The organism is Microbacterium sp. JAI119 (assembly GCF_013410135.1).
GTDB lineage: Bacteria > Actinomycetota > Actinomycetes > Actinomycetales > Microbacteriaceae > Microbacterium > Microbacterium oxydans.
In genome coordinates this window covers 41,860-60,683 of sequence record NZ_JACCCK010000007.1, presented here as the reverse complement: position 1 = coordinate 60,683, position 18,824 = coordinate 41,860, and the positions used below count along the sequence as shown (strand labels likewise).

At 67.9% G+C, this 18,824-nt stretch carries 19 protein-coding genes and 3 tRNA genes; 9 read left to right on the top strand and 13 right to left on the bottom strand.

Annotated features, from left to right (window positions below; genetic code table 11):
• Window positions 1-41 precede the first annotated feature (41 nt).
• The 3 genes from HDC31_RS19170 to HDC31_RS19160 are packed head-to-tail and all read right to left on the bottom strand — an operon-like array spanning window position 42 to window position 3,902.
• Window positions 42-1,178: a glycosyltransferase gene (locus tag HDC31_RS19170; protein ID WP_113681723.1), complete on the bottom strand. Its 1,137-nt coding sequence runs from the start codon at window positions 1,176-1,178 to the stop codon at window positions 42-44.
• Window positions 1,175-2,371, bottom strand: a complete 1,197-nt coding sequence (locus HDC31_RS19165) for a glycosyltransferase (RefSeq protein ID WP_113681722.1) — start codon at window positions 2,369-2,371, stop codon at window positions 1,175-1,177. Before HDC31_RS19165 ends, HDC31_RS19170 begins: the two co-directional genes overlap by 4 nt.
• A 4-nt stretch (window positions 2,372-2,375) precedes the next feature.
• Window positions 2,376-3,902 (bottom strand): sugar transferase, encoded by a 1,527-nt coding sequence (locus HDC31_RS19160; RefSeq protein WP_061018776.1) that lies wholly within the window; start codon window positions 3,900-3,902, stop codon window positions 2,376-2,378.
• Window positions 3,903-4,253: 351 nt separating this feature from the next.
• Between HDC31_RS19160 and HDC31_RS19155 the strand changes: the two genes are divergently transcribed.
• From HDC31_RS19155 to HDC31_RS19140, 4 genes are all read left to right on the top strand, one after another.
• Window positions 4,254-5,396 (top strand): low temperature requirement protein A, encoded by a 1,143-nt coding sequence (locus HDC31_RS19155; protein WP_061018789.1) that lies wholly within the window; start codon window positions 4,254-4,256, stop codon window positions 5,394-5,396.
• Between the two features lie 77 nt (window positions 5,397-5,473).
• Entirely contained in the window at window positions 5,474-6,427 is a 954-nt protein-coding gene (locus HDC31_RS19150) for an intradiol ring-cleavage dioxygenase (RefSeq protein ID WP_061018778.1), read from the top strand.
• Window positions 6,428-6,628: 201 nt separating this feature from the next.
• Window positions 6,629-6,913: a hypothetical protein gene (locus HDC31_RS19145; protein ID WP_127011755.1), complete on the top strand. Its 285-nt coding sequence runs from the start codon at window positions 6,629-6,631 to the stop codon at window positions 6,911-6,913.
• Between the two features lie 155 nt (window positions 6,914-7,068).
• Window positions 7,069-8,187: an acyl-CoA desaturase gene (locus HDC31_RS19140; RefSeq protein WP_307723518.1), complete on the top strand. Its 1,119-nt coding sequence runs from the start codon at window positions 7,069-7,071 to the stop codon at window positions 8,185-8,187.
• An 84-nt stretch (window positions 8,188-8,271) separates the two neighbouring features.
• On the opposite strand, the gene HDC31_RS19135 is transcribed toward HDC31_RS19140, so the two are convergent.
• The 3 genes from HDC31_RS19135 to HDC31_RS19125 form a co-directional block, all read right to left on the bottom strand.
• A complete protein-coding gene (locus HDC31_RS19135; RefSeq protein ID WP_046746759.1) occupies window positions 8,272-9,663 on the bottom strand; it encodes a hypothetical protein in 1,392 nt (463 codons plus the stop codon).
• Window positions 9,664-9,876: 213 nt separating this feature from the next.
• Window positions 9,877-10,401: a hypothetical protein gene (locus HDC31_RS19130; protein WP_231728855.1), complete on the bottom strand. Its 525-nt coding sequence runs from the start codon at window positions 10,399-10,401 to the stop codon at window positions 9,877-9,879.
• 49 nt (window positions 10,402-10,450) lie between these two features.
• Window positions 10,451-10,756 carry a hypothetical protein gene (locus tag HDC31_RS19125; RefSeq protein ID WP_046746757.1) on the bottom strand — a complete coding sequence of 102 codons (306 nt, stop codon included), beginning with the start codon at window positions 10,754-10,756 and terminating at the stop codon, window positions 10,451-10,453.
• Between the two features lie 133 nt (window positions 10,757-10,889).
• Here HDC31_RS19125 and HDC31_RS19120 point away from each other — a divergent pair, with 133 nt between their 5' ends.
• Together HDC31_RS19120 and HDC31_RS19115 are read left to right on the top strand one after the other, a co-directional pair.
• Complete coding sequence (locus HDC31_RS19120; protein ID WP_218867944.1) at window positions 10,890-11,153, top strand: hypothetical protein; 264 nt, start codon at window positions 10,890-10,892, stop codon at window positions 11,151-11,153.
• Between the two features lie 62 nt (window positions 11,154-11,215).
• On the top strand, window positions 11,216-12,058 hold the full coding sequence (locus HDC31_RS19115) for a transposase (protein ID WP_179516424.1): 843 nt from the start codon (window positions 11,216-11,218) through the stop codon (window positions 12,056-12,058).
• A 58-nt stretch (window positions 12,059-12,116) separates the two neighbouring features.
• Here HDC31_RS19115 and HDC31_RS19110 read toward each other — a convergent pair whose 3' ends face one another.
• From HDC31_RS19110 to HDC31_RS19095, 4 genes are all read right to left on the bottom strand, one after another.
• The gene (locus HDC31_RS19110) at window positions 12,117-13,052 is read right to left on the bottom strand and encodes an aminoglycoside phosphotransferase family protein (protein ID WP_113680616.1); all 936 of its coding nucleotides are present in this window, start codon (window positions 13,050-13,052) and stop codon (window positions 12,117-12,119) included.
• 115 nt (window positions 13,053-13,167) lie between these two features.
• Window positions 13,168-13,240 (bottom strand) — tRNA-Phe (locus HDC31_RS19105).
• Window positions 13,241-13,309: 69 nt separating this feature from the next.
• A tRNA-Asp gene (locus HDC31_RS19100) sits at window positions 13,310-13,383 on the bottom strand.
• A 27-nt stretch (window positions 13,384-13,410) separates the two neighbouring features.
• A tRNA-Glu gene (locus tag HDC31_RS19095) sits at window positions 13,411-13,483 on the bottom strand.
• Window positions 13,484-13,692: 209 nt separating this feature from the next.
• Here HDC31_RS19095 and HDC31_RS19090 point away from each other — a divergent pair.
• Complete coding sequence (locus tag HDC31_RS19090; RefSeq protein ID WP_179516423.1) at window positions 13,693-15,069, top strand: M23 family metallopeptidase; 1,377 nt, start codon at window positions 13,693-13,695, stop codon at window positions 15,067-15,069.
• A gap of 72 nt (window positions 15,070-15,141) precedes the next feature.
• Here the strand turns inward: HDC31_RS19090 and HDC31_RS19085 are convergent, their stop codons facing one another.
• On the bottom strand, window positions 15,142-15,633 hold the full coding sequence (locus HDC31_RS19085; protein WP_017204665.1) for an inorganic diphosphatase: 492 nt from the start codon (window positions 15,631-15,633) through the stop codon (window positions 15,142-15,144).
• 83 nt (window positions 15,634-15,716) lie between these two features.
• The gene (locus HDC31_RS19080) at window positions 15,717-16,382 is read right to left on the bottom strand and encodes a TMEM175 family protein (protein ID WP_113680978.1); all 666 of its coding nucleotides are present in this window, start codon (window positions 16,380-16,382) and stop codon (window positions 15,717-15,719) included.
• A gap of 83 nt (window positions 16,383-16,465) precedes the next feature.
• On the opposite strand from HDC31_RS19080, the gene tilS reads away from it, so the two are divergent.
• Window positions 16,466-17,458, top strand: coding sequence for a tRNA lysidine(34) synthetase TilS (gene tilS / locus HDC31_RS19075; protein ID WP_179516422.1), 993 nt, complete (start codon window positions 16,466-16,468; stop codon window positions 17,456-17,458).
• A gap of 41 nt (window positions 17,459-17,499) precedes the next feature.
• Here the strand turns inward: tilS and HDC31_RS19070 are convergent, their stop codons facing one another.
• Window positions 17,500-18,096, bottom strand: a complete 597-nt coding sequence (locus HDC31_RS19070; RefSeq protein ID WP_113681721.1) for a DUF937 domain-containing protein — start codon at window positions 18,094-18,096, stop codon at window positions 17,500-17,502.
• A 132-nt stretch (window positions 18,097-18,228) separates the two neighbouring features.
• Between HDC31_RS19070 and hpt the strand changes: the two genes are divergently transcribed.
• On the top strand, window positions 18,229-18,780 hold the full coding sequence (gene hpt, locus HDC31_RS19065) for a hypoxanthine phosphoribosyltransferase (RefSeq protein WP_113681720.1): 552 nt from the start codon (window positions 18,229-18,231) through the stop codon (window positions 18,778-18,780).
• The last annotated feature ends 44 nt before the right edge of the window (window positions 18,781-18,824 follow it).

The following is an 18,824-nucleotide window of genomic DNA, read 5'->3' as shown; positions in this document are numbered from 1 at the left end:
AGCGCTGACCCGCCGGCGGGTGTGGCAGACCGGGGTGCGGGTCAGCCCAGGAGATGCGTCGAGATGCTCGAGCGGTAGACCTGAGGCGCGTGCCTGCGCAGGGCCTCGGCGCGGCTGTCTGCGACGGTCGAGACGATCTCATCCCACCGGGCGTCGATGTCGGTCAGCGCGGAAGCGATCGCCTCCGCATCGCCGGCCGCGACGAGCCTCGCCGTGCCGTAACCGCCTGCTGCTTCCCGGAGTCCGCTGCTGTCGCTCGCGATCACCGGTCGCAGGGCGAGGACGCCTTCGACGGCGGTGTTCCCGAAGGGTTCGTCGACGCGCGATGGCACGAGCAGCACATCGGCCTTCTCGAGGAACGGCCAGATGTCGGTGTGGAATCCGGCGAAGTCGACGGTGACCCCGGCCTCGGACGCCTGCGCACGAAGGTCGCGTTCGAACCACTCGTAGCCCTCGAACACCGCGCCGAGGAGGGTGACCTCCACTGCGCGCCCGGCGGAGTGGAGTCGTGAGGCCGCCGCGATCACGAGATCGGGGCCCTTGCGGGGGGAGAGACGCCCGATGTAGAGCACGCGGAGGGGGCCCTCTGTGCGGGGACGGGGAGACAGCGGGTGCGGGGGAGAAGCGACGCCGTTGTACACCACGTGCGAGCGCCGGGCCAGGGCGGGGAGCGCGGTGCGGATGGTGTCCAGACTGAACCGGCTGTTCACGAGGGTCTGATGGGAGGCCAGATGGGGGGAGTAGAGGAGAGCATTGACGATCCTGTTGCCCGAGGCCTCGGCTTCATGCACGTGGCTCACGGTGCGGACTCCGCGCAGCCGGGCGATCAGCGGCCACTCGGGGATGATGATCGTCGAGACGTACACGACATCGGGACGCAGCCGGCCGATCAGCCGCCAGGCAGCGCCCAGCCCTCGGAACGTGTCTCGGAACAGCCTCGGCAGTCCGCGCGGGGTGAGCAGCACTTTGCGGAGCACGAGCATCGGCAGGATGACGACCTCTGCGCCGGCCGCGCGCAACTCGTTCACGAGAAGGCCGGAACTCGGCAGAGCGACGACGACACGCACCCCCGATTCGGCGAGGCCGATGGCACTCTCCAGGAGCATGCGATCGGACCCGAACATCTCGGCGCCGGGGTGGACGAGTAGGACGGTCGGTCGCTTCGACTCGTTGCTCACGAAGTGCTCGATTCGGCGCGAACGGGCGCCCAGTCCGTCGACCGTCGGCGTGCCCGCCTGGCTGAGGGGTGAATGGTCGCACCTTCGGAGATCCGCTGCGCGAGTGCCTCGTACTCGTCCGCGACATCATCCCAGCGGAAGCGGGTGCGGGCGATCTCCTGCACGGCGGTGCCCTTGGCCGCGGTCGCTGCCGGGTCGGATTCGGCGGCCATCACCTGCTCGGCGACCTGGGCGGCATCCGCGAAGAACCACCCGTTGCCGTCGAGTACCTCGCGGTTGAAGGGGACATCGAAGCCGATGACAGCGGTCCCGGCCCCCATGGCGCGCAGGAGCGAGGGGTTGGTGCCGCCCACAGAGTGGCCGTGCAGATACGTGAGCGCATTCGCATAGAGCGCATCGAGCAGCTCCTGGTCATAGACGCCCCCCACGAGACGGATGCGGTCGTCGCCGTCCGCCACACGCTGGATCTCCTGGGTGTACCCCGCGCTGTAGGGCGCCGAGCCGACGACGACGAGCGGCAGCTTCGCGTCGCTGTCGCGGTAACCCCGGACGATCTCGAGCACATGGTTCTCCGGTTCGAACCGTGCGACGACCAGGTGATACCCCTCAGGGGTGAGGTCCATCTCGGCGACGCCACGTTCCGGAAGCTGGTCGAGGATCGGGGCGCCGTAGCGGATCAGCTCGGTCGGAACGTTGAACTGGTGCCGGTAGTAGTCGGCGATCCCGGGCGCATCCGCGATCAGTGCATCGGCCGTGCGCACCCCGAACTGCTCAGCCCAGCGGTAGTACGCCTTGCCGCGCGGACCCCACTTCGAGCGTCGCCATTCGAGTCCATCCATATGCAGGGCGACCGGCGCGCGGCGCAATCGCAGCAGGGGCAGGAACGGGGAGTTCGCCGCGTTGAAGACGAAGGTCGCATCCGGCCGCCGCCGGAACATGAGGTGCAGAGCCGACAGCCCCGTGTGGCTCAGCGTCTCGATCTGCTTCACCGGGATCGCGGGAAGGTGCACGACCCTCATACCGAGGTACTCCTTCTCGCGCCGCTCGGAGCCGCGGGTGTACACGACGACGTCGTGTCCGCGGTCGGCGAGACGGCGTCCGACCTCTTCGATGGCGGTCTCGAAGCCGCCGTATGCTGCGGGCACTCCTCTGGTCCCCACCATCGCGATGGTGAGGCGGTTCGAATTGCTCATCCGATCAGTATGCCCCGCTGGGCTGCACCATGACCTTGGCGGTGCGCCACATGATCTGCAGGTCGTTCATCACGGACCAGTTCTCGACGTAGCGCAGGTCGAGCCGGACACTCTCGTCCCAGGAGAGGTCGCTCCGACCGGAGACCTGCCACAGCCCCGTGATCCCCGGCTTGATGTACAGGCGACGGAAGACGGTGCCGTCGTAGGCGGTGACCTCGCTGGGCAGCGGCGGCCGAGGCCCCACCACGCTCATGTCGCCGATGAGGACGTTCCAGAACTGCGGCAGCTCGTCGAGGGAGAGCTTGCGCAGCACTCGGCCGACCCGGGTGACGCGGGGGTCGTCCTTCATCTTGAACAGGAGTCCGGCGCCCTGGTTCTGCTCCTTGAGCAGGGCGAGCTGCTGCTCGGCGTCCGTCTTCATCGACCGGAACTTGACCATCTTGAACCGTCGACCGTCGCGGCCGACCCGCTCCTGGAAGAAGAAGACCGGGCCGGGGGAGTCCAGCTTGATCAGCAGCGCGAGCACGGGAGCCAGCAGCGCGATGGGAATCAGCGCGACCGTGGCCACGGCGATGTCGAGGGCGCGCTTGAGCAGGTGCTGGCCACCTTCATAGGTGGGGATCTGCACCTGGATCAGCGGCAGTCCCTCCACCGGCGCGAAGGAGATCCGCGGACCCGCGACGTCGGTGAGGCGACTCGAGAGCACGAGCTCGGCGGCGGTCCCTTCCAGCTGCCAGCTGAGCTGCTTCACGAACTCGGGCTCGCCCTCGGGGCGGCTCGCCACGATGATCGTGTCGGCACCGACCTCGGCCGCGACCGACGACACGGAGTTCACGTTCCCCAGGACCGGGAACCGCGTGTCGTCGATCACGATGTCGCGAGCGTTGCCGTCGAGCAGCGTCGCGCCGACCACCTGGTAGCCGGAGGCGCCGATCGGGTGCAGCGTCCGGACCACATACTCCACGTCGTCCCTATTGCCGACGACGAGGGTGCGGGAGGCGAACCTCCCCTGGGATCGCTGCTTCTGCAGCCAGTGACGCCACAGCCACCTGGTCACCAGGAGAGTCAGCACACCGACGGGCAGCCCCAGCAGCAGCGTCAGTTGCATCGTCTTCCAGGCGAGCAGCACCGCCACGATGGCGATGATCCCGAACGCGAGTCCCGTGGCGTGCACGACGCCGCGGTACTCGGTGGCGCTGGCGCGGAACAACGCGGCGTCCCGCGTGTGCAGCGCGCTCAGCAGGAGGTACCACAGCGCGGCGAGCGGAATGCCGTCGCGGAGGACCTCAGGCCCGGAGACGCCGTTCGCCAGCTGGATCGCTGCTGTCAGACCGAGTGCGAAAAGGATGACGGCCGCATCCGTGATCCGCAGCTGCATCCGATAGCGACGTTCCCACTGACGGCGCCGTTCCAGAGTCGCCGAAGCGCGCGGCGTGACCACCGTGCGCGTCACCGACTTCGTGGCTCGCGGAGCCGCGACCGGCACGAAGCCCGTACGAGCGATGCTCAGGGCATCCTCGACGGAAGTCATGCCGAGGCCCCATGAGCCGTGAATGTACGCAGAAATCCCCAGTGCGACATGTGTTTCCCCAGTTTCCCCAGACCATGAACCCCACGTTCACGGCTTTCGTCTGCGTCCCGACCCCTCGGGTCCTGCTGAAACTCCCCATGATTCCCACATCACGGAGTGCGTTCTCACCGTCCCACACGGTGATCGCTGACAGCAGGCACTGCAGACTCGACTCAGTGTAGCGGAACACCGGCTGCACCGGAAGGTAATTCTGTTGATTGGATGAACGGCGGCTGCGGGAGGCGGCCGCCGGCGGGCTATCCTGTCGCGGTGACCGCGAACATCGACAATCCACGCTTCCAGCTGCGAACCATGCTGCCGCGCGACCCGGCGCAGCCGCATCGCACCGCGAGTCCGCTCGAGCTCTTCTTCGACCTCGTCTTCGTGGTGGCGGTGAGCATCGCCTCCGCTCAGCTGCACCACGCCCTCAGCGAAGGAGAGTTCCTGCACGGCATCACGTCCTATGCGATGCTGTTCTTCGCGATCTGGTGGGCCTGGATGAACTTCACCTGGTTCGCCACATCGTTCGACACGGACGACTGGCTCTACCGCGTCACGACCTTCGTGCAGATGGGCGGCGTCCTCGTCTTCGCCGCCGGCATCCCCCGAGCGTTCAACGAGGGGGACTTCACCGTTCCGGTGCTCGGGTACGTCGTGATGCGCGTGGCGATGGTGGCGCAGTGGCTGCGGGCGTCGCGGTCGGCCGGTCAGCTGCGGTCGGTGACGCGACGGTACGCGTTCGGCATCGCTGCCGTCCAGGTGCTGTGGATCCTGTTCCTCCTCATACCCACCGGCCCCCTGCAGATCGCCGCGTTCGTGCTGTTCGCCCTGATCGAGATCAGCGTCCCGGTGTTCGCCGAGTTCCGCAAGCAGAATCCGTGGCATCCGCATCACATCACCGAGCGCTACGGACTCTTCACGCTCATCGTGCTCGGCGAGAGCCTGCTGGCCTCGGCGAACGCGATCATCGATGCGCTCGACAAGGTCGAGAGTCTCGGGCCGCTGATCGCGATCTCGGTGTTGACGCTCGTCGTGACGGCGTCTCTCTGGTGGATCTATTTCTGGCCACCGCATCACCGTGCCATCTCGAGCTTCGCGCGGTCGCTGCGCTACGGATACACGCACTACTTCGTCTTCGCGGCGGCGGCCGCCTTCTCGGCGGGCATCGAGGTGGAGCTCGACGTCCTGACCGGGAAGAGCCATCTGTCGAACATCGCCGCATCGTTCACGGTCACCATCCCGATCGCGATCTTCCTGGTGGGCATCTGGTGGATCGCCATCCGTGAGAACGCGGATCGTGTCGTGAACACGGTCGTCCCGGTCGCGGCGGTGCTGGTGCTGCTCGACCCCGTGCTGCCGGTTCCGGTGACGCTCACCGCCCTCATCCTCGTCGGAGTCGTGGTGGTGCTGGTGCTGCGTCCGCCGGTCGATTCCCCGCACATAGAAAAGGCATAGCGGGCGCAGGAGCGCCTGATCGGAAGCTCCGCGACGCTGGTGGTCATCACCAACAGTTCGTCGAGGAGGAGAGCATCATGAGCATTCCGGAACCCACCCAGACCCCCGATGGTCCGGCGTACGAGGGGAGGCTGCTCGATCGTGCCGACGAGGAGGTCGTCGACCAGGGCGCGGCCTTCGACATCCGCACCCTGCTGAGCCGGCGCGGTGTGCTCGGCCTCGCGGGGCTCGGTATCGGAGCCGTGGTCCTCGCGGCCTGCACGCCGTCCGACTCGGTCGGAGCTGCGACGTCGACACCGACGCCCAGCACGACGACGACATCGGATGGCGAGTCCGTGAGCGTCGATGAGATCCCCGACGAGACGGCGGGGCCGTATCCGGGAGACGGCTCGAACGGGCCCGATGTGCTCGAGGACGCCGGCATCGTGCGTCAGGACATCCGGTCCTCGATCGACGGCGGAGCGACGGCGGAGGGAGTGCCCCTCACCTTCGAGCTGCGGGTCATCGATCTGGCGAACGGAGGCCTGCCTTTCGCCGGTGTCGCCGTCTACGCGTGGCACTGCACCGCCCAGGGAGAGTACTCGATGTACTCCTCGGGGCTGGAGGACGTCACCTACCTGAGGGGTGTGCAGGTGGCGGACGCCGACGGCAGGGTCTCGTTCACCTCGGTGTTCCCCGGGTGCTACTCGGGCCGCTGGCCGCACATCCACTTCGAGGTGTATCCGGATGTCGGCTCGATCACCGACTCGACGGCGGCCATCGCCACCTCGCAGCTGGCACTTCCGGAAGCGGCATGCGCGGACGTCTACGCCGAGTCGGCCTACGACGGATCCGCGAGGAATCTGTCGCAGATCACGCTGGCGAGCGACAACGTCTTCGGCGACGATTCCGGAGCGCTGCAACTGGCCACGGTCACGGGCGGCGTGCAGGGCGGGTATACGGCGACGCTCGTGGTCGGCATCGATACCGAGACAGCTCCCGCCGCGGGCGGAAGTCAGGGCGGGCCAGGCGGCGGCCGGCCGTCGAGCTGAGCCACATCGGGGCTCCTGAGGTCGAGAGGGGAGATCTGCTATGCTTGTCGAGCAACGTGTGTGCATCGCCCCTCTCGGCCGCCACGTCGCCACTGATCAGGGCCATCACGGACCGCGCACATCGATGCGTGCGGAATCCGCCCTCGGTCTCACATCTTGCGGAGCGCCACGCGTGTCCGCCACACAGCAATGAGTATGACCATGAGCAGCACCACACTTCCCCCTTCCGACCCGTTGACCTGGAAACAGGCCGACGTCGATGTGCACGTCGCGACGCGCGGCGGCGAGTTCGCAGGCTTCGTCGAGTTCGACGGCAGCGCGCACCTCGTGCGCGACAATCACGGCACCGAACTCGGAGTCTTCGATTCGCTCGATGCCGCCTTCCGCGCCCTCGAAGACGCGAACCGACCCTCTCGGTCGACCCCCGACTTCCCCTCGATCCTTCCGCGAGCGTGGCGACGCCGGACCCGACGCGCGCGGGCCTGAGCCCCCTCGGACATCCGCAGCCGGGCTCGGCTGAAGGGTCGGCGAGAGGTTCCGATGTATTCCCTGACGCGTATAGAGCTAGGGCTACTGTGAGGTAAGCGTTGGGCAGCTGCCTTGGGCTTTCACAGCTCAAGGGCTCCGATCGTCAGGAGAAGATCATCTCCCTCACACAGATCGAACCGACCGCGGCAACGCTGGGTCCGATTCGTCAGACGTATTCCGGCAACGCAGACTTCCCTCCCATGGCGAAGGCGTACAAGCAGGTTTCGCAGGTGGTCAAGGAGACCGGGCTGCTGCAGCGGACCCAGTGGTTCTACATCTTCGTGGCCACCGGCATCGCTGTCGCGCTCGGCGGTCTCATCACCGGCTTCATCCTGCTCGGCGACAGCTGGTTCCAGCTGCTCATCGCCGCAGGGCTCGGCATCGTCCTGACGCAGATCGCGTTCCTCGGGCATGAGGCCGCGCACCGCCAGATCCTCTCCACCGGGCCGGCGAACTTCAAGCTCGCCCGCATCGTGATCGCCAGCATCGGCATGAGCTACTCGTGGTGGGACTCGAAGCACACCAAGCACCACGGGAACCCGAACCAGGTCGGCAAGGACCCCGATATCGAAGTCGACACGATCTCGTTCCTCGAGGAGGATGCCGCCAAGTCCAAGGGCCTGATCAAGCTGATCACCCGCAAGCAGGGCTGGCTCTTCTTCCCGCTCCTCACCCTCGAGGGGCTGAACCTCCACTTCCTCGGCCTGAAGTACCTCATGACGACGAAGAACGTCAAGGGACGCTGGACCGAGCTGAGCATCATTGCGCTTCGGTTTGCCCTCATCCTGGTGCCCGTGTTCATGATGCTCCCCCTCGGTATGGCTTTCGCCTTCATGGGGGTGCAGTTCGCGGTCTTCGGCGTCTACATGGGGGCCGCGTTCGCGCCTAACCACAAGGGGATGCCGATCATCGAGCCCGGCGCCCGTCTCGACTTCTTCACCAAGCAGGTGCGCACCTCCCGCAACATCAGCGGAGGATGGTGGACGACCTGGCTCATGGGCGGCCTCAACTACCAGGTGGAGCACCACCTCTTCCCGAGCATGCCGCGACCGCACCTCGCGAAGGCGCGGGAGATCGTTCGCGACTACTGCGCGGCGAACGACGTGCCCTACACGGAGACCAGCCTCGGTCGGTCCTACATGATCGTCATCGAGTACCTGAACCGGGTCGGTCTCTCCGCCGGAGCCGATCCCTTCGACTGCCCGGCAGTGGCGCAGTTCGGCCGGGGGTAGCCCCAGACATCACCGGGCCTGATCAGTCCGGGAACGACAGAGGCGCGAGCAGGAATCCCTGCTCGCGCCTCTGTCGTTCGTGCGTTACTTTGAGGACTTCTTCTTGGTCTCCACCACGTCGATCGTGATCTTCTCGAGCGGACGGTCATCGTCGAGTTCGTCCTCGAGCACCTCGTCGCCGAGGAAGGTCTCCTCCGGCGCCTCGTCGGCGACCGCAGCTTCGGGAGCCGGGGCGGCAGGCGCGTCCGCTCCGGTGATCTCCGTCGGCAGGGACTCGTCGGAGAAGATGCCGTCGGGGCGGATGAGTTCGCGCACCTCCGCCATGAAGCTCGACAGCTGCTGCTGCTGCCACCGCAGCTGGCGGGTGCGGTCCTCCGCGTCGTGCAGCACGGCAGTGGTGTGGCCGGTGACCGAATCGACGATCTTCTGGGCCTTGGCGCGTGCGCGCTCCAGGGTCTCACGTGCGCGGACCTGAGCCTCGGCCTCGATCGCCTGCGCCTGCGAGCGGGTCAGGCGCTCGTAGTCCTCGGCGCGTGCAGAGATGCGCTGGGCGTGCTCGAGCGAGGCCGTGACCTGCTCGTTGGCGTCGTTGGTGATCCGCTCCGCGTGCGCCACCGCCTGGTTGTGCAGCACCAGGAACTCCTGCTGCGCGTCGTCCTGACGGCGGGTGAGGGTCTCCTCGAACTCGAGCACGCGGGCGTTCATGTCGCGCACATCGCGCTCGGCATCGGCGCGCAGCTGGGTCGTCTCACGGGTGACGAGGGAGCGCAGTGCTGCCGCGCCCTTCTCGGCCTCGGTGCGGATCGCCGTGGCCTCCTGAGCGGCCTGGTTCACCTTCTCCGCGGCGTGCGCGGCCTCGCGCTCGATGCGCGCCTCGTGAGCCGTGTACTCGGTGTCCATCTTCAGGCGCACCTGGTCGGCGTCGCGCTGCGCCTGGTCGGTGATCCGCTCCGCGTCGGCCTCGGCCTCGGCGCGCTGCGCGGCCACCTCCTCGCGAGCGGAGGTCATCAGGCGATCGGCCTGCACCGCGGCGTTCTGGATGAGGACGTTCGCCTGCTCTTCCGCGACACGGAGGATCGCTTCGAACTGCTGGCGCGACGGGGCCTCCTCGCCGTCGGGCTGCGGGGCGTCGACGAGCTCGGAGGTGAGTGTGGCGACCTGCTGCTCGGCGTCGGAGGCCTTGGCGTTCGCGGCCGTGAGCTCGCTCTCGAGCGCCTCGCGAGCCTTGCGCTCCTCTTCCCGCACCGCTTCGACGGCTTCTTCTTCGCGCGCCTGAGCCTCGGCCACGTCTGCGGCGGCCTGCTTGAGCTGGTTGCGAAGCGCGGAGAGTGCGGCGTCGACCTCGCCCTTGTCGTATCCGCGGAAGCCGATGGTGAACGCGCCCTGCTGGTCGCGGGGCGAGGTCTCGATCAGCTGGTCGAAGAAGTCCGGCGAGCGCTCGCCGTCACGGTCTGCGGTTCCGGGGGATTCGCTCATGGGTATTTGCCTTTCTGGCGTGGCCACACCGGGAGCGGCGGCTCCGTCCCGTCAGTCGGGACCGTGTGGACCGGAGGAGGTCGTCAGGGCGCACGCCACCACCGTGACCCGGCGGAGGCCCGGCGGGCGGGGCGCGCCCTCCAGCCTAGTTGCGTCTGCGGTTTGTTGTGCGTCCGTGTTTCGCCTGCATCGGCTGAAGGCGCGTGACCCAGGTCAGGGGGCCTGCACCCAGCGGGCGTTCCGGTCGTCGATCGTCTCGCCGCGGACGTAGCGGATGGGCTTTCCCTCTGCGACCGTGACCTCGTGGGCTTCCGCCGCGGCGGCGACGCGTGCACGCAGCTCCGTCCAGAACTGAACGGTCTGGGGAAAACCGAAGTAGTCGCGGAAGGTCTCGATCTGCATCCGGGTGCCCTCGGTGACGGGAACGAGTCGGACGAGCGTGTCATCGGGTTCGACGAAGCGGATGCCGTAACCGCCGTCGCTGCGGATCACGTACTCCCGTTCCTTCCCCGCCATCGCGGAGGCGATGATCTCTCTCGCGCGCGGCTCTGGTGCGTGGATCACCAGAGTGGTGCCGAGTTCGCCGAGCGCCGTCTCGAGCTTCTCGTCCGCGAACTTCTTTCCTGCCTTGGCTCCGGTTGCAGAGGCACGGCGACCCATACGACTCCTGAGGATCGGGCCGCCGATGATCAGCGCGAGGATCGGCAGACCGAGCAGGAGATAGGGGGCGGCATCCACGGGCACAGCGTAGCCGGATCCGCGGCGGGTCCTGCGGAGGTACTCGGGGTCAGGCGGGGGAGATCAGATGATCGAGCACGAGTTCGCCTGACGCGTTGAGCGCCTGCATCATGTCGGCGATCAGTCGCGGATCGATCGCCGGAGGCTCGGCGGCGTCGTACCCGAACTGCAGCGGGATCGCCGGATGGATCCACACGGTGGCGCGCTTGTCGACCCCGCCGTTGACCGGGAGCCAGGTCATCATGAAGCTCTCCTGGCGGCGGAGCTTGGTCGAGATGACGATCTTGAGGTGCGCCAGAGTCGCGTCTTCGATGAGGATCGGATCCGAGGTCCCGTCGTAGCGGAGTCTGCCCATGTGATCACGGTACACCGGCGCACTGCCTCTTCTGCGGCCCATGCGCAACCCCCTCTGCGAGCCCGGATGTACTCGTTACCGTCTCAGCATGACGACAACGGAATGACAACGAGCGGAGGACAAGGTGCAGACGATGGCGCGCACGCGGATTGCGCTCAATGAATCAGAGTTCTTCCTGGCGCAGGGGGAGGATGCCGTCGAGCTGAGAGGTCGGATAGAGGAGGCGATCCAGACCGGAGGCGGGTTCGTCGAATTCTCGGTGGTGGGCAATCGCTCGGTCAGCGTGTTGATCTCCTCGGTCACACACGTCGTGATCTCAGTCGAGACGGTGGAATTCGACGCGCGGGACACCGGCGACAGTGCGGTGCCGTACGGCGGGGAGTACGACCTGCTGTGATCGCGGTCGGGATCACAGGGCGGAGCCCGGGCGGGCGACCGGTATCGGCGTAGGGTGGCGGCATGGTCGGTCCCACGTTCGAGGAGATCGCAGCCGTGCTGTACTCCGACGCCCCGGAATCGTTCGTGGCGTCGCGCAAGGCCCGGGCGGGGGAGGCTGATCCGGAGCTCGCTTCCCGGATCCTCGCTCTCAGGAAGCCGTCGATCGCGGCCTGGGTGGTGAACGTGTTCGCGCGCGAGCGGGCGGCGCAGCTCGGGGAGGCGCTGGAGCTCGCGCGAGAGCTTCGCGAAGCCCAGGACGACCTGGACGCGCCGGCGCTGGCGAAGCTGGGACGGGAACGCCGTGCCCTCACACGGCGGCTCGCTCAGGCCGCAGGAGAGCTGGCCGCAGCGCGCGGGGAGCGCGTGACGCCGTCGACGCTCGAGGCGGTCGAGCAGACCATCTCGGCGGCGTTCTTCGATCCGGCGGCGGCCGCAGCCGTCGCTTCCGGCCGACTGCTGCGGGCTCTCGATCCCTCGGCCACGGCGAGCGATATCCGTGAGGCGGTGGCGGGCGACGTGCCCGACCGCGAGCCGACGCCGCGACCTCCGACGGATGAACTGCAGGCGCGACGGGCGCGCCGGGACGCCGAGCGGGCGATCGCGGCGGCGGAGAAGGAGCACACGGTCGCGGAGCGAGAGCTCGCACGGAGGGATGCGGCGCTGCAGAGGGTGCGAGCGCACATCTCTGAACTCTCGGACAGGACCGCCGAACTCGAGGCCGAGCTCGCCCGCGCCCGCGCCGATGCCGAGCGCGCCGAGGCCGAGGTGTCGCGCGCGGAGGCGGAGCGAGCTGCTGCGGCTCAGCGCACGGAAGTGGCGGCGCACGATCTGGAGCAAGCGCGGGAGGCTGCGGAATCGCTGTGACGACGACGGGGCCTTCCACCTCGCGAAGAGCGCTCGACGCGAACCCGTTTCGGTGCGTTCACCGCATCTCGGAGCTGTGGGCGGCGAGGAGCGCATCGTCGACCAGCTTCGCTGCCGCGCTGATGGCGGGCTGACCGTCTTCGATGTCCCACAGGGTGTTCTGCAGCAGGCGGGCACGGGTCCAGGCGGCAGCGCGGTGGCGGTCGAGGTCGAGCATCTCGGTGAGGATGTCGAAGCGTCGCCGTACGAGCCGGGGTGCATCGGTGGGGGCGGGATCGTCGCTCCACCCGCTGTCGAGCGCGGGCCAGAGGTCGAATCCGGGATCGCCGACGAGCGGCTCCGGGTCGATCGCCAGCCAGGGTTCGCGGTCGGCTGCGAGCACGTTGCCGTAGTGCAGGTCCCAGTGCAGGAGACGGTCGCCGGTGTCATCGGCCACCGCCGACACCGTGTCGACCCATCGGTCCAGCCGGGACCGATCATCGTCATCGAGCACGCGCGCTGCCGCGGCAGCATCGGCGATCATCTCGGCGGTGATCGTCGCGAGCCGGGGGAGCCCGTCCGGGGCGGCCACAGCGTGCAGGCGTGCGAGGAGGCCACCGACCACGCGGACGGCAGCATCGTCGTCTTCGACGGTCTCCAGAGCGCGGTCTCCCTGGAGGCGTTCGAGCAGCATCCCTCCGCGGTCGGCATCACTGTCCAGCAGGCGGACGATGCCGGCTCCCTGCCAACGGGTGAGGCCGATGATCGCAGCCGTGGTCTCGGCGCGGGGGACCTGCAGCTTCAACGCCGCGGGTGTTCCATCGGCACGGCGCACCGGAATGAAGACCCCGGCCTCTCCCGATCGGACCGTGCCTTCAGGGCGGAGCTCCCACCGCTGCTGCAGGTCCAGCGCGACGGCTGACACCTGGGCCGCCCATTCGCGCGTCGTATCGTCCCGGGACCGGAAGCCTCGGACGACTTCGACCGGGATGACGGACGACTGCTCGGGACGCATACGGACCAGTTGATCACAGGGCGTCGGTGGAAAGGTCTCGCCGCGGGCAAAGCAAAACCCCCGCCATGTAGAAGCTAGGCGAGGGTTTCTGGAGTGATTGTAACGATCACTCGTGTGGCTCCGACCGGCATCGATCCGGTGACCTTTCGATTTTCAGTCGAACGCTCTACCAACTGAGCTACAGAGCCGCGCGACCGGCGAACCTGTCGCGTCCTAGACGAAGAGCCCTCTCCGAAGAAAGAGCTCGTCGCACGGAGCGACCCTGACGGGACTTGAACCCGCGACCTCCGCCGTGACAGGGCGGCACGCTAACCAACTGCGCTACAGGGCCATACTTGTTTAATTATATCGGAAGGTGTGACCCCAACGGGATTCGAACCCGTGCTACCGCCGTGAAAGGGCGGCGTCCTAGGCCGCTAAACGATGGGGCCGAGTCAGTCCCGGGGGACTTCCTTGCCGACGCTCAAGCATAAGGGATGTTTCAGGCAAATCGCGAATCGAGGGCGCGGCGCCGCAACCCGGGCGTGTTTCCGGGGCACGATCGAGGGGTCGGTGGAAGACGGAGGAGCGGCCGTGCCCCTGGTGCGGATGTGAAAGTTGTTGTTACTGTGGCAACTGTGAAACCGGCGGAAGGGGCCGTGTGAACGACAAGATCACGCTGGATGCTGCGGTCGCAGCAGCGTCCGAGGACTGCGGCTGCGCGCCCACTCCCACAGAACGCCGCGCCTTCGGTGCGACAGGCATCAGTCGTCGAGGAGCCCTCGGCATCGGCGCGCTCGGCGTCGTGGCGCTCAGCGCCTTCGGCATCACCAACGGTGTGAGTGCCGCGTATGCCGCCACGTACCCGAGCTGGGATGACGTGCAGCGGGCGAAGAACAACGAGGCGGCCAAGGCTGCCGAGGTCTCGCGTATCGAAGGGCTGATCCAGTCCCTCACGCAGAAGGTCGCCGAGACGCAGGCCGCGGCGAAGGTCGCATCCCAGGAGTTCTACGACGCGCAGCAGGCGTACTTCGCCGCAGCGACCGAAGCCGACACCCTGCAGGCGAAGGCCGACGAGCAGGCTGCGGTCGCCGACAGCTCCGCCCGCAAGGCGGGACAGGTGGCTGCGCAGCTCTACCGCAACGGCGGCGACGACACCTCCATGGAGCTGTTCTTCGCCGGGTCGGCGAACAACGCCGATGAGCTGCTCGCGCGCCTCGGCACGATGGACAAGCTGCTCGAGTACAACCAGTCGGTCTACGACAAGGCTGTCGCCGCTCGCAACTCGGCGCAGTCGCTCAGCGACCAGGCCGTCGTCGCCCGCAACGAGCGCGACCGGCTGCAGAAGGTCGCCGAAGAGAAGATGGTCGTCGCGCAGCAGGCGGCGGAAGCCGCTCAAGCCGCCCTGGACGAGCAGTCCGCGAACCTCGCCACCATGCAGGCTCAGCTCGCGGCCCTCAAGGACGTGACCACTCAGACGGTGGCCGGCTACCAGGCCGGTGTCGAAGCCGAGGCGAAGGCCCGTCGCGAACGCGAAGCCGCCGAGCGCGCTGCCGCAGCGGCGGCAGCCGCGGCCGGTGGCGGTGGTGGCGGCGGAGGCGGTGGCGGAAGCCAGGGCTCCGGCGGCTGGTGCCGTCCGCACGGCGGCGGAAAGAGCTCGGGCTACGGCCCTCGCTCCGTGCAGTGCGGCTCCCAGGGCTGCTCCTCGTCCTTCCACTACGGAACCGACTTCGCCAACGGCTGTGGCTCTCCGATCTACGCCGCGAACTCCGGGACCGTCGACTATGCGGGCCCCAACTCCGGTTACGGCAACTACATCCGCATCCAGCACGGCGGCGGCATCGGCACGGGCTACGCCCACATCCGCGACGGCGGCATCCTCGTCCGTTCGGGTCAGCGCGTGAACTCCGGCCAGGTCATCGCATATGCGGGCAACACCGGCCGCTCGTTCGGCTGCCACCTCCACTTCGAGGTCTACGTCAACGGGCGCCCCGTGAACCCCGTCGCGTTCCTCGGCGATCGCGGAGTGTCGGCCTGAGCCGCTCCCTCCTGACATGAAGAAGACCCCCGGCCGCTGAGCGGAACCGGGGGTCTTCTGCGTGCGTGAGGGTCAGTGGCCCTGCTCGCCGAAACGGACGATCGCCTCGTCGAGGATGCGCTGCGCCTCGGCGGCGTTCCCCCACTCGTCGACCTTGACCCACTTGTTGGGCTCGAGGTCCTTGTAGTGCTCGAAGAAGTGCGCGATCTCCTTCTTCGTGTACTCGGCGATGTCGTCGATGTCCTGGATGTGGGCCCAGCGCGGGTCCTTGGAGAGCACGGCGACGAGCTTGTCGTCTCCGCCGGCCTCGTCGCTCATCTTGAGCACGGCGACGGGGCGGACCTCCACGACGACTCCCGGGTAGATGGCGTGGTCGAGCAGCACGAGCACGTCGAGCGGGTCGCCGTCCTCGCCGAGCGTGTTGTCGAAGTAGCCGTAGTCGGCCGGGTAGCCGAAGGTCGTGTAGAGCACGCGGTCGAGGTGCACTCGCCCGGTCTCGTGGTCGACCTCGTACTTCACGCGGCTGCCGCGCGGGATCTCGATGACGGCGTCGTGTGCGCCCATGCGTGTGCTCCTCAGGAAAAGTTCGGTTGGATACCGCCGACTAGCCTACCTGCGGCGCTCGCACCCCCGTGGGCAGTGAATGCTCAGGATCCGGCGTCGGTCTCCGGCCGAGGCTCTTCGGTTCCGCGCCTGCGCAGCAGCCGATTCAACAGCCTGCTCGTCGGGTCGCTGAGCAGCAGCAGGAAGAGCCCGGCGTACCCGTTCGGCGCAGCGAGGACGGCGATGGCGAGGGCTGCGGCGAACAGGATGATCGCCGCGAGGTCTCCGATCGCCCCCAGCCGGATCGTCTCGGTCGACGCCGTGGTGAGTTCGCGGTGACGCGCGAGATAGAGCCAGCCGGCGAGAGTCGTCACCTGCGTCATGATCAGCGTGCCGATGTAGACCACCGCCTGGAGGGCGTCGGTGTCCATCTGCCCGATCATCGCCGTGGGAACGGGCAGCCAGACGATCGTCGCCATCCACGCGACGTTGATCCACAGGAGGGGGACGGTGACCCACTCCACGTCGCGGTACTGGCGATGGTGGCCCATCCAGAACGTCGCGATGAGGAGGAAGCTCAACCCGAAGCTGAGCAGCTGACCCGCGTGCTCGTTCAGGAATTCGGCGGTGGTCAGCTGACCGGAAGCCGCTTCGGAGACGGACTCCATCAGCGGGAGGATGAGCAGTGTCATGGCGATCGCGACGACGGCATCGACGAAGGCCTTGAACCTCTCGGTGCGGAACGGTCGTGTGCTCGTCTCATCGGTCACGGCGTCAGGATAGCCCCGCCCGCGGCCGTCGCCGGCGATCGGGACAGGGCGCGCCGTTCCCTGCGGTGCCCTAGCGTGGAGGCGTGCCGTCACTCGCTCCCGCCATCGCCGAGATCCGCCTCGCCGTGCGCACCGCGCTCGCCGACCTTCCCGAGGGTGCGGCCGTCATCGTCGCCCTGTCCGGGGGTGCGGATTCGCTCGCGCTCGCCGCGGCCGTCGCGTTCGAAGCGCCCAAGCTCGGACTTCGTGTCGCGTCCCTGACCGTCGATCACGGCCTGCAGCACGACTCGGCAGACGTCGCATCCGCGGCGGCTCGTGCAGCCGCCGACCTCGGCCTCGACCCGTTGATCGTGCGCGTGGACGTCGCAGGGGAGGGCGGTCCTGAGGCCGCCGCCCGAGAGGCGCGATACCGGGTGCTGCGAGACGCGGCTGCCGACGTCGGAGCCGCCGCCGTGCTTCTCGGGCACACGCTCGACGACCAGGCGGAGACCGTTCTGCTCGGCCTGGCTCGTGGCTCCGGGGCGGCCAGCCTGCAGGGGATGGCTCCGGTCCGTGAGGATGAGGACGGTGTGCGATGGGTGCGTCCGCTCCTGGGCGTGCGCCGCGAGACGACGCGCGCTTTCTGCGTCGCCTCCGACCTCACGCCGTGGGACGATCCGCACAACCGCGACGACCGCTACGCCAGGGTCCGGGTGCGCGAGCGCGTGCTCCCGGTTCTCGAAGACGAGCTCGGTCCCGGCATCGCCGAGGCCCTCGCCCGCACGGCGGAGCAGCTCCGGGAGGACGCCGAGGCGTTCGACGAGATGATCCACGAGACGATCGAGGACATCGTCGAGCATGCGGAAGCCGGGATCTCCGTCAGCGTGGCGGCGCTCGCCGCGAATCCCGCCGCACTGCGCAACCGGATCATCCGGCTCGTCGTCGACAGCGAGTTCGGGGTGAGCCTGACCAGGTCGCAGACGATCGAGGTCGCGCGGCTGGTCACCGACTGGAATGGTCAGGGGCCGATCGACCTGCCGGAGTGCTCGGCCGTGCGCCACGGGGGGCGCATCGTCTTCGCCGCATCCGGTCGCTGAGCGGGGACCACCGCTGCGCGACCGGATGCGTGCATGTGGTCTTACTTCTTGCCGCCGAACAGGCCGCCGAGAATTCCGCCGAGGTCGACGCCGCCGCCGGAACCGCTGCTGTTGCCGCCGCCGAGGAGTCCGCCGATGACATCGCCGATGCCGCCGGACGAGCCGCCGCTGTTGCCGCCGCCCAGCAATCCGCCGATCACATCGCCGATACCGCCGGAGCCCTCCGCGCCCGCGTCGGCCTTCGCCGACTTGTCCTTGGTCGCGTTCGCGATCAGGCCCATCACGATCGGGGCGAGGATCGGAAGGAGCTTGCCGAAGTCGATGCCGGGGGTCGCCTTCGACTCCGTGAGCTCCTTCGTCACCTCTTTCTCCTTCGAACCGAGGATGTGGGAGACGATCTTGCCGCCGTCGGCCTGATCGATGTCGTCGACTTTCGACGCGCCGGAAGCGCCCTCATGCTTCTTCAGCGCGTTCCGGATCGCCGCGGAGCCCTCATCCGTCTCGGCGTTCTTGGCGAGGCCGCCGAGCAGCACCGCGCCGCCCTGCTCGACCGCGACCTTGGCTTCGTCCCGCGAGACGCCCAGCTTCTCGGCGATGTCGTCGATCGGCACCTGGTTGAGGATGTCGTCAAGAGCCATGGTGAATCCTTCCGTCGGGGCGTCCGCCCGCATCACCGCTCACAGTAGTGCGGATGCCCGGCGAGGGGCAGATGCCGTCCCGATGAACAGACCTGGGACCGAGCATCCGATCGCGTCGCCTAAAATCGATCCATGCGCGCCGCGGAGATCCAGGACGAACTTGCACAGATCCTCGTCACCGAGGAGGAGATCCACGCCAAGCTCGACGAGCTCGCAGCGCAGGTCGCCGAGGACTACGCGGGCAAGGACCTTCTCCTCGTCGGCGTGCTGAAGGGCGCGGTCATGGTGATGGCCGACTTCGCGCGGGCGCTGCCGTTCCACGCTCCGATGGACTGGATGGCGGTGTCGAGCTACGGTGCCAGCACGAAGTCGAGCGGCGTGGTGCAGATCCGGAAAGACCTCGACACGGACCTCAACGGCAAGCACGTGCTCATCGTCGAGGACATCATCGATTCCGGCCTCACGCTGAGCTGGCTGCTGGAGAACTTCGGATCGCGCGGCGCCGAGTCGATCGAGGTGCTGGCGCTCCTGCGCAAGCCCGAGGCGGCGAAGGTCGAGATCGACTGCAAGTACGTCGGCTTCGACATCCCGGTGGAGTTCGTCGTCGGTTACGGCCTCGACTACGCAGAGCGCTACCGCAACCTGCGCGACGTCGCCGTGCTCGCCCCGCACGTCTATTCCTGAGGTCGCAGACCCGGCCGCGGTGACGCGGCGACTCCGACCTCGCC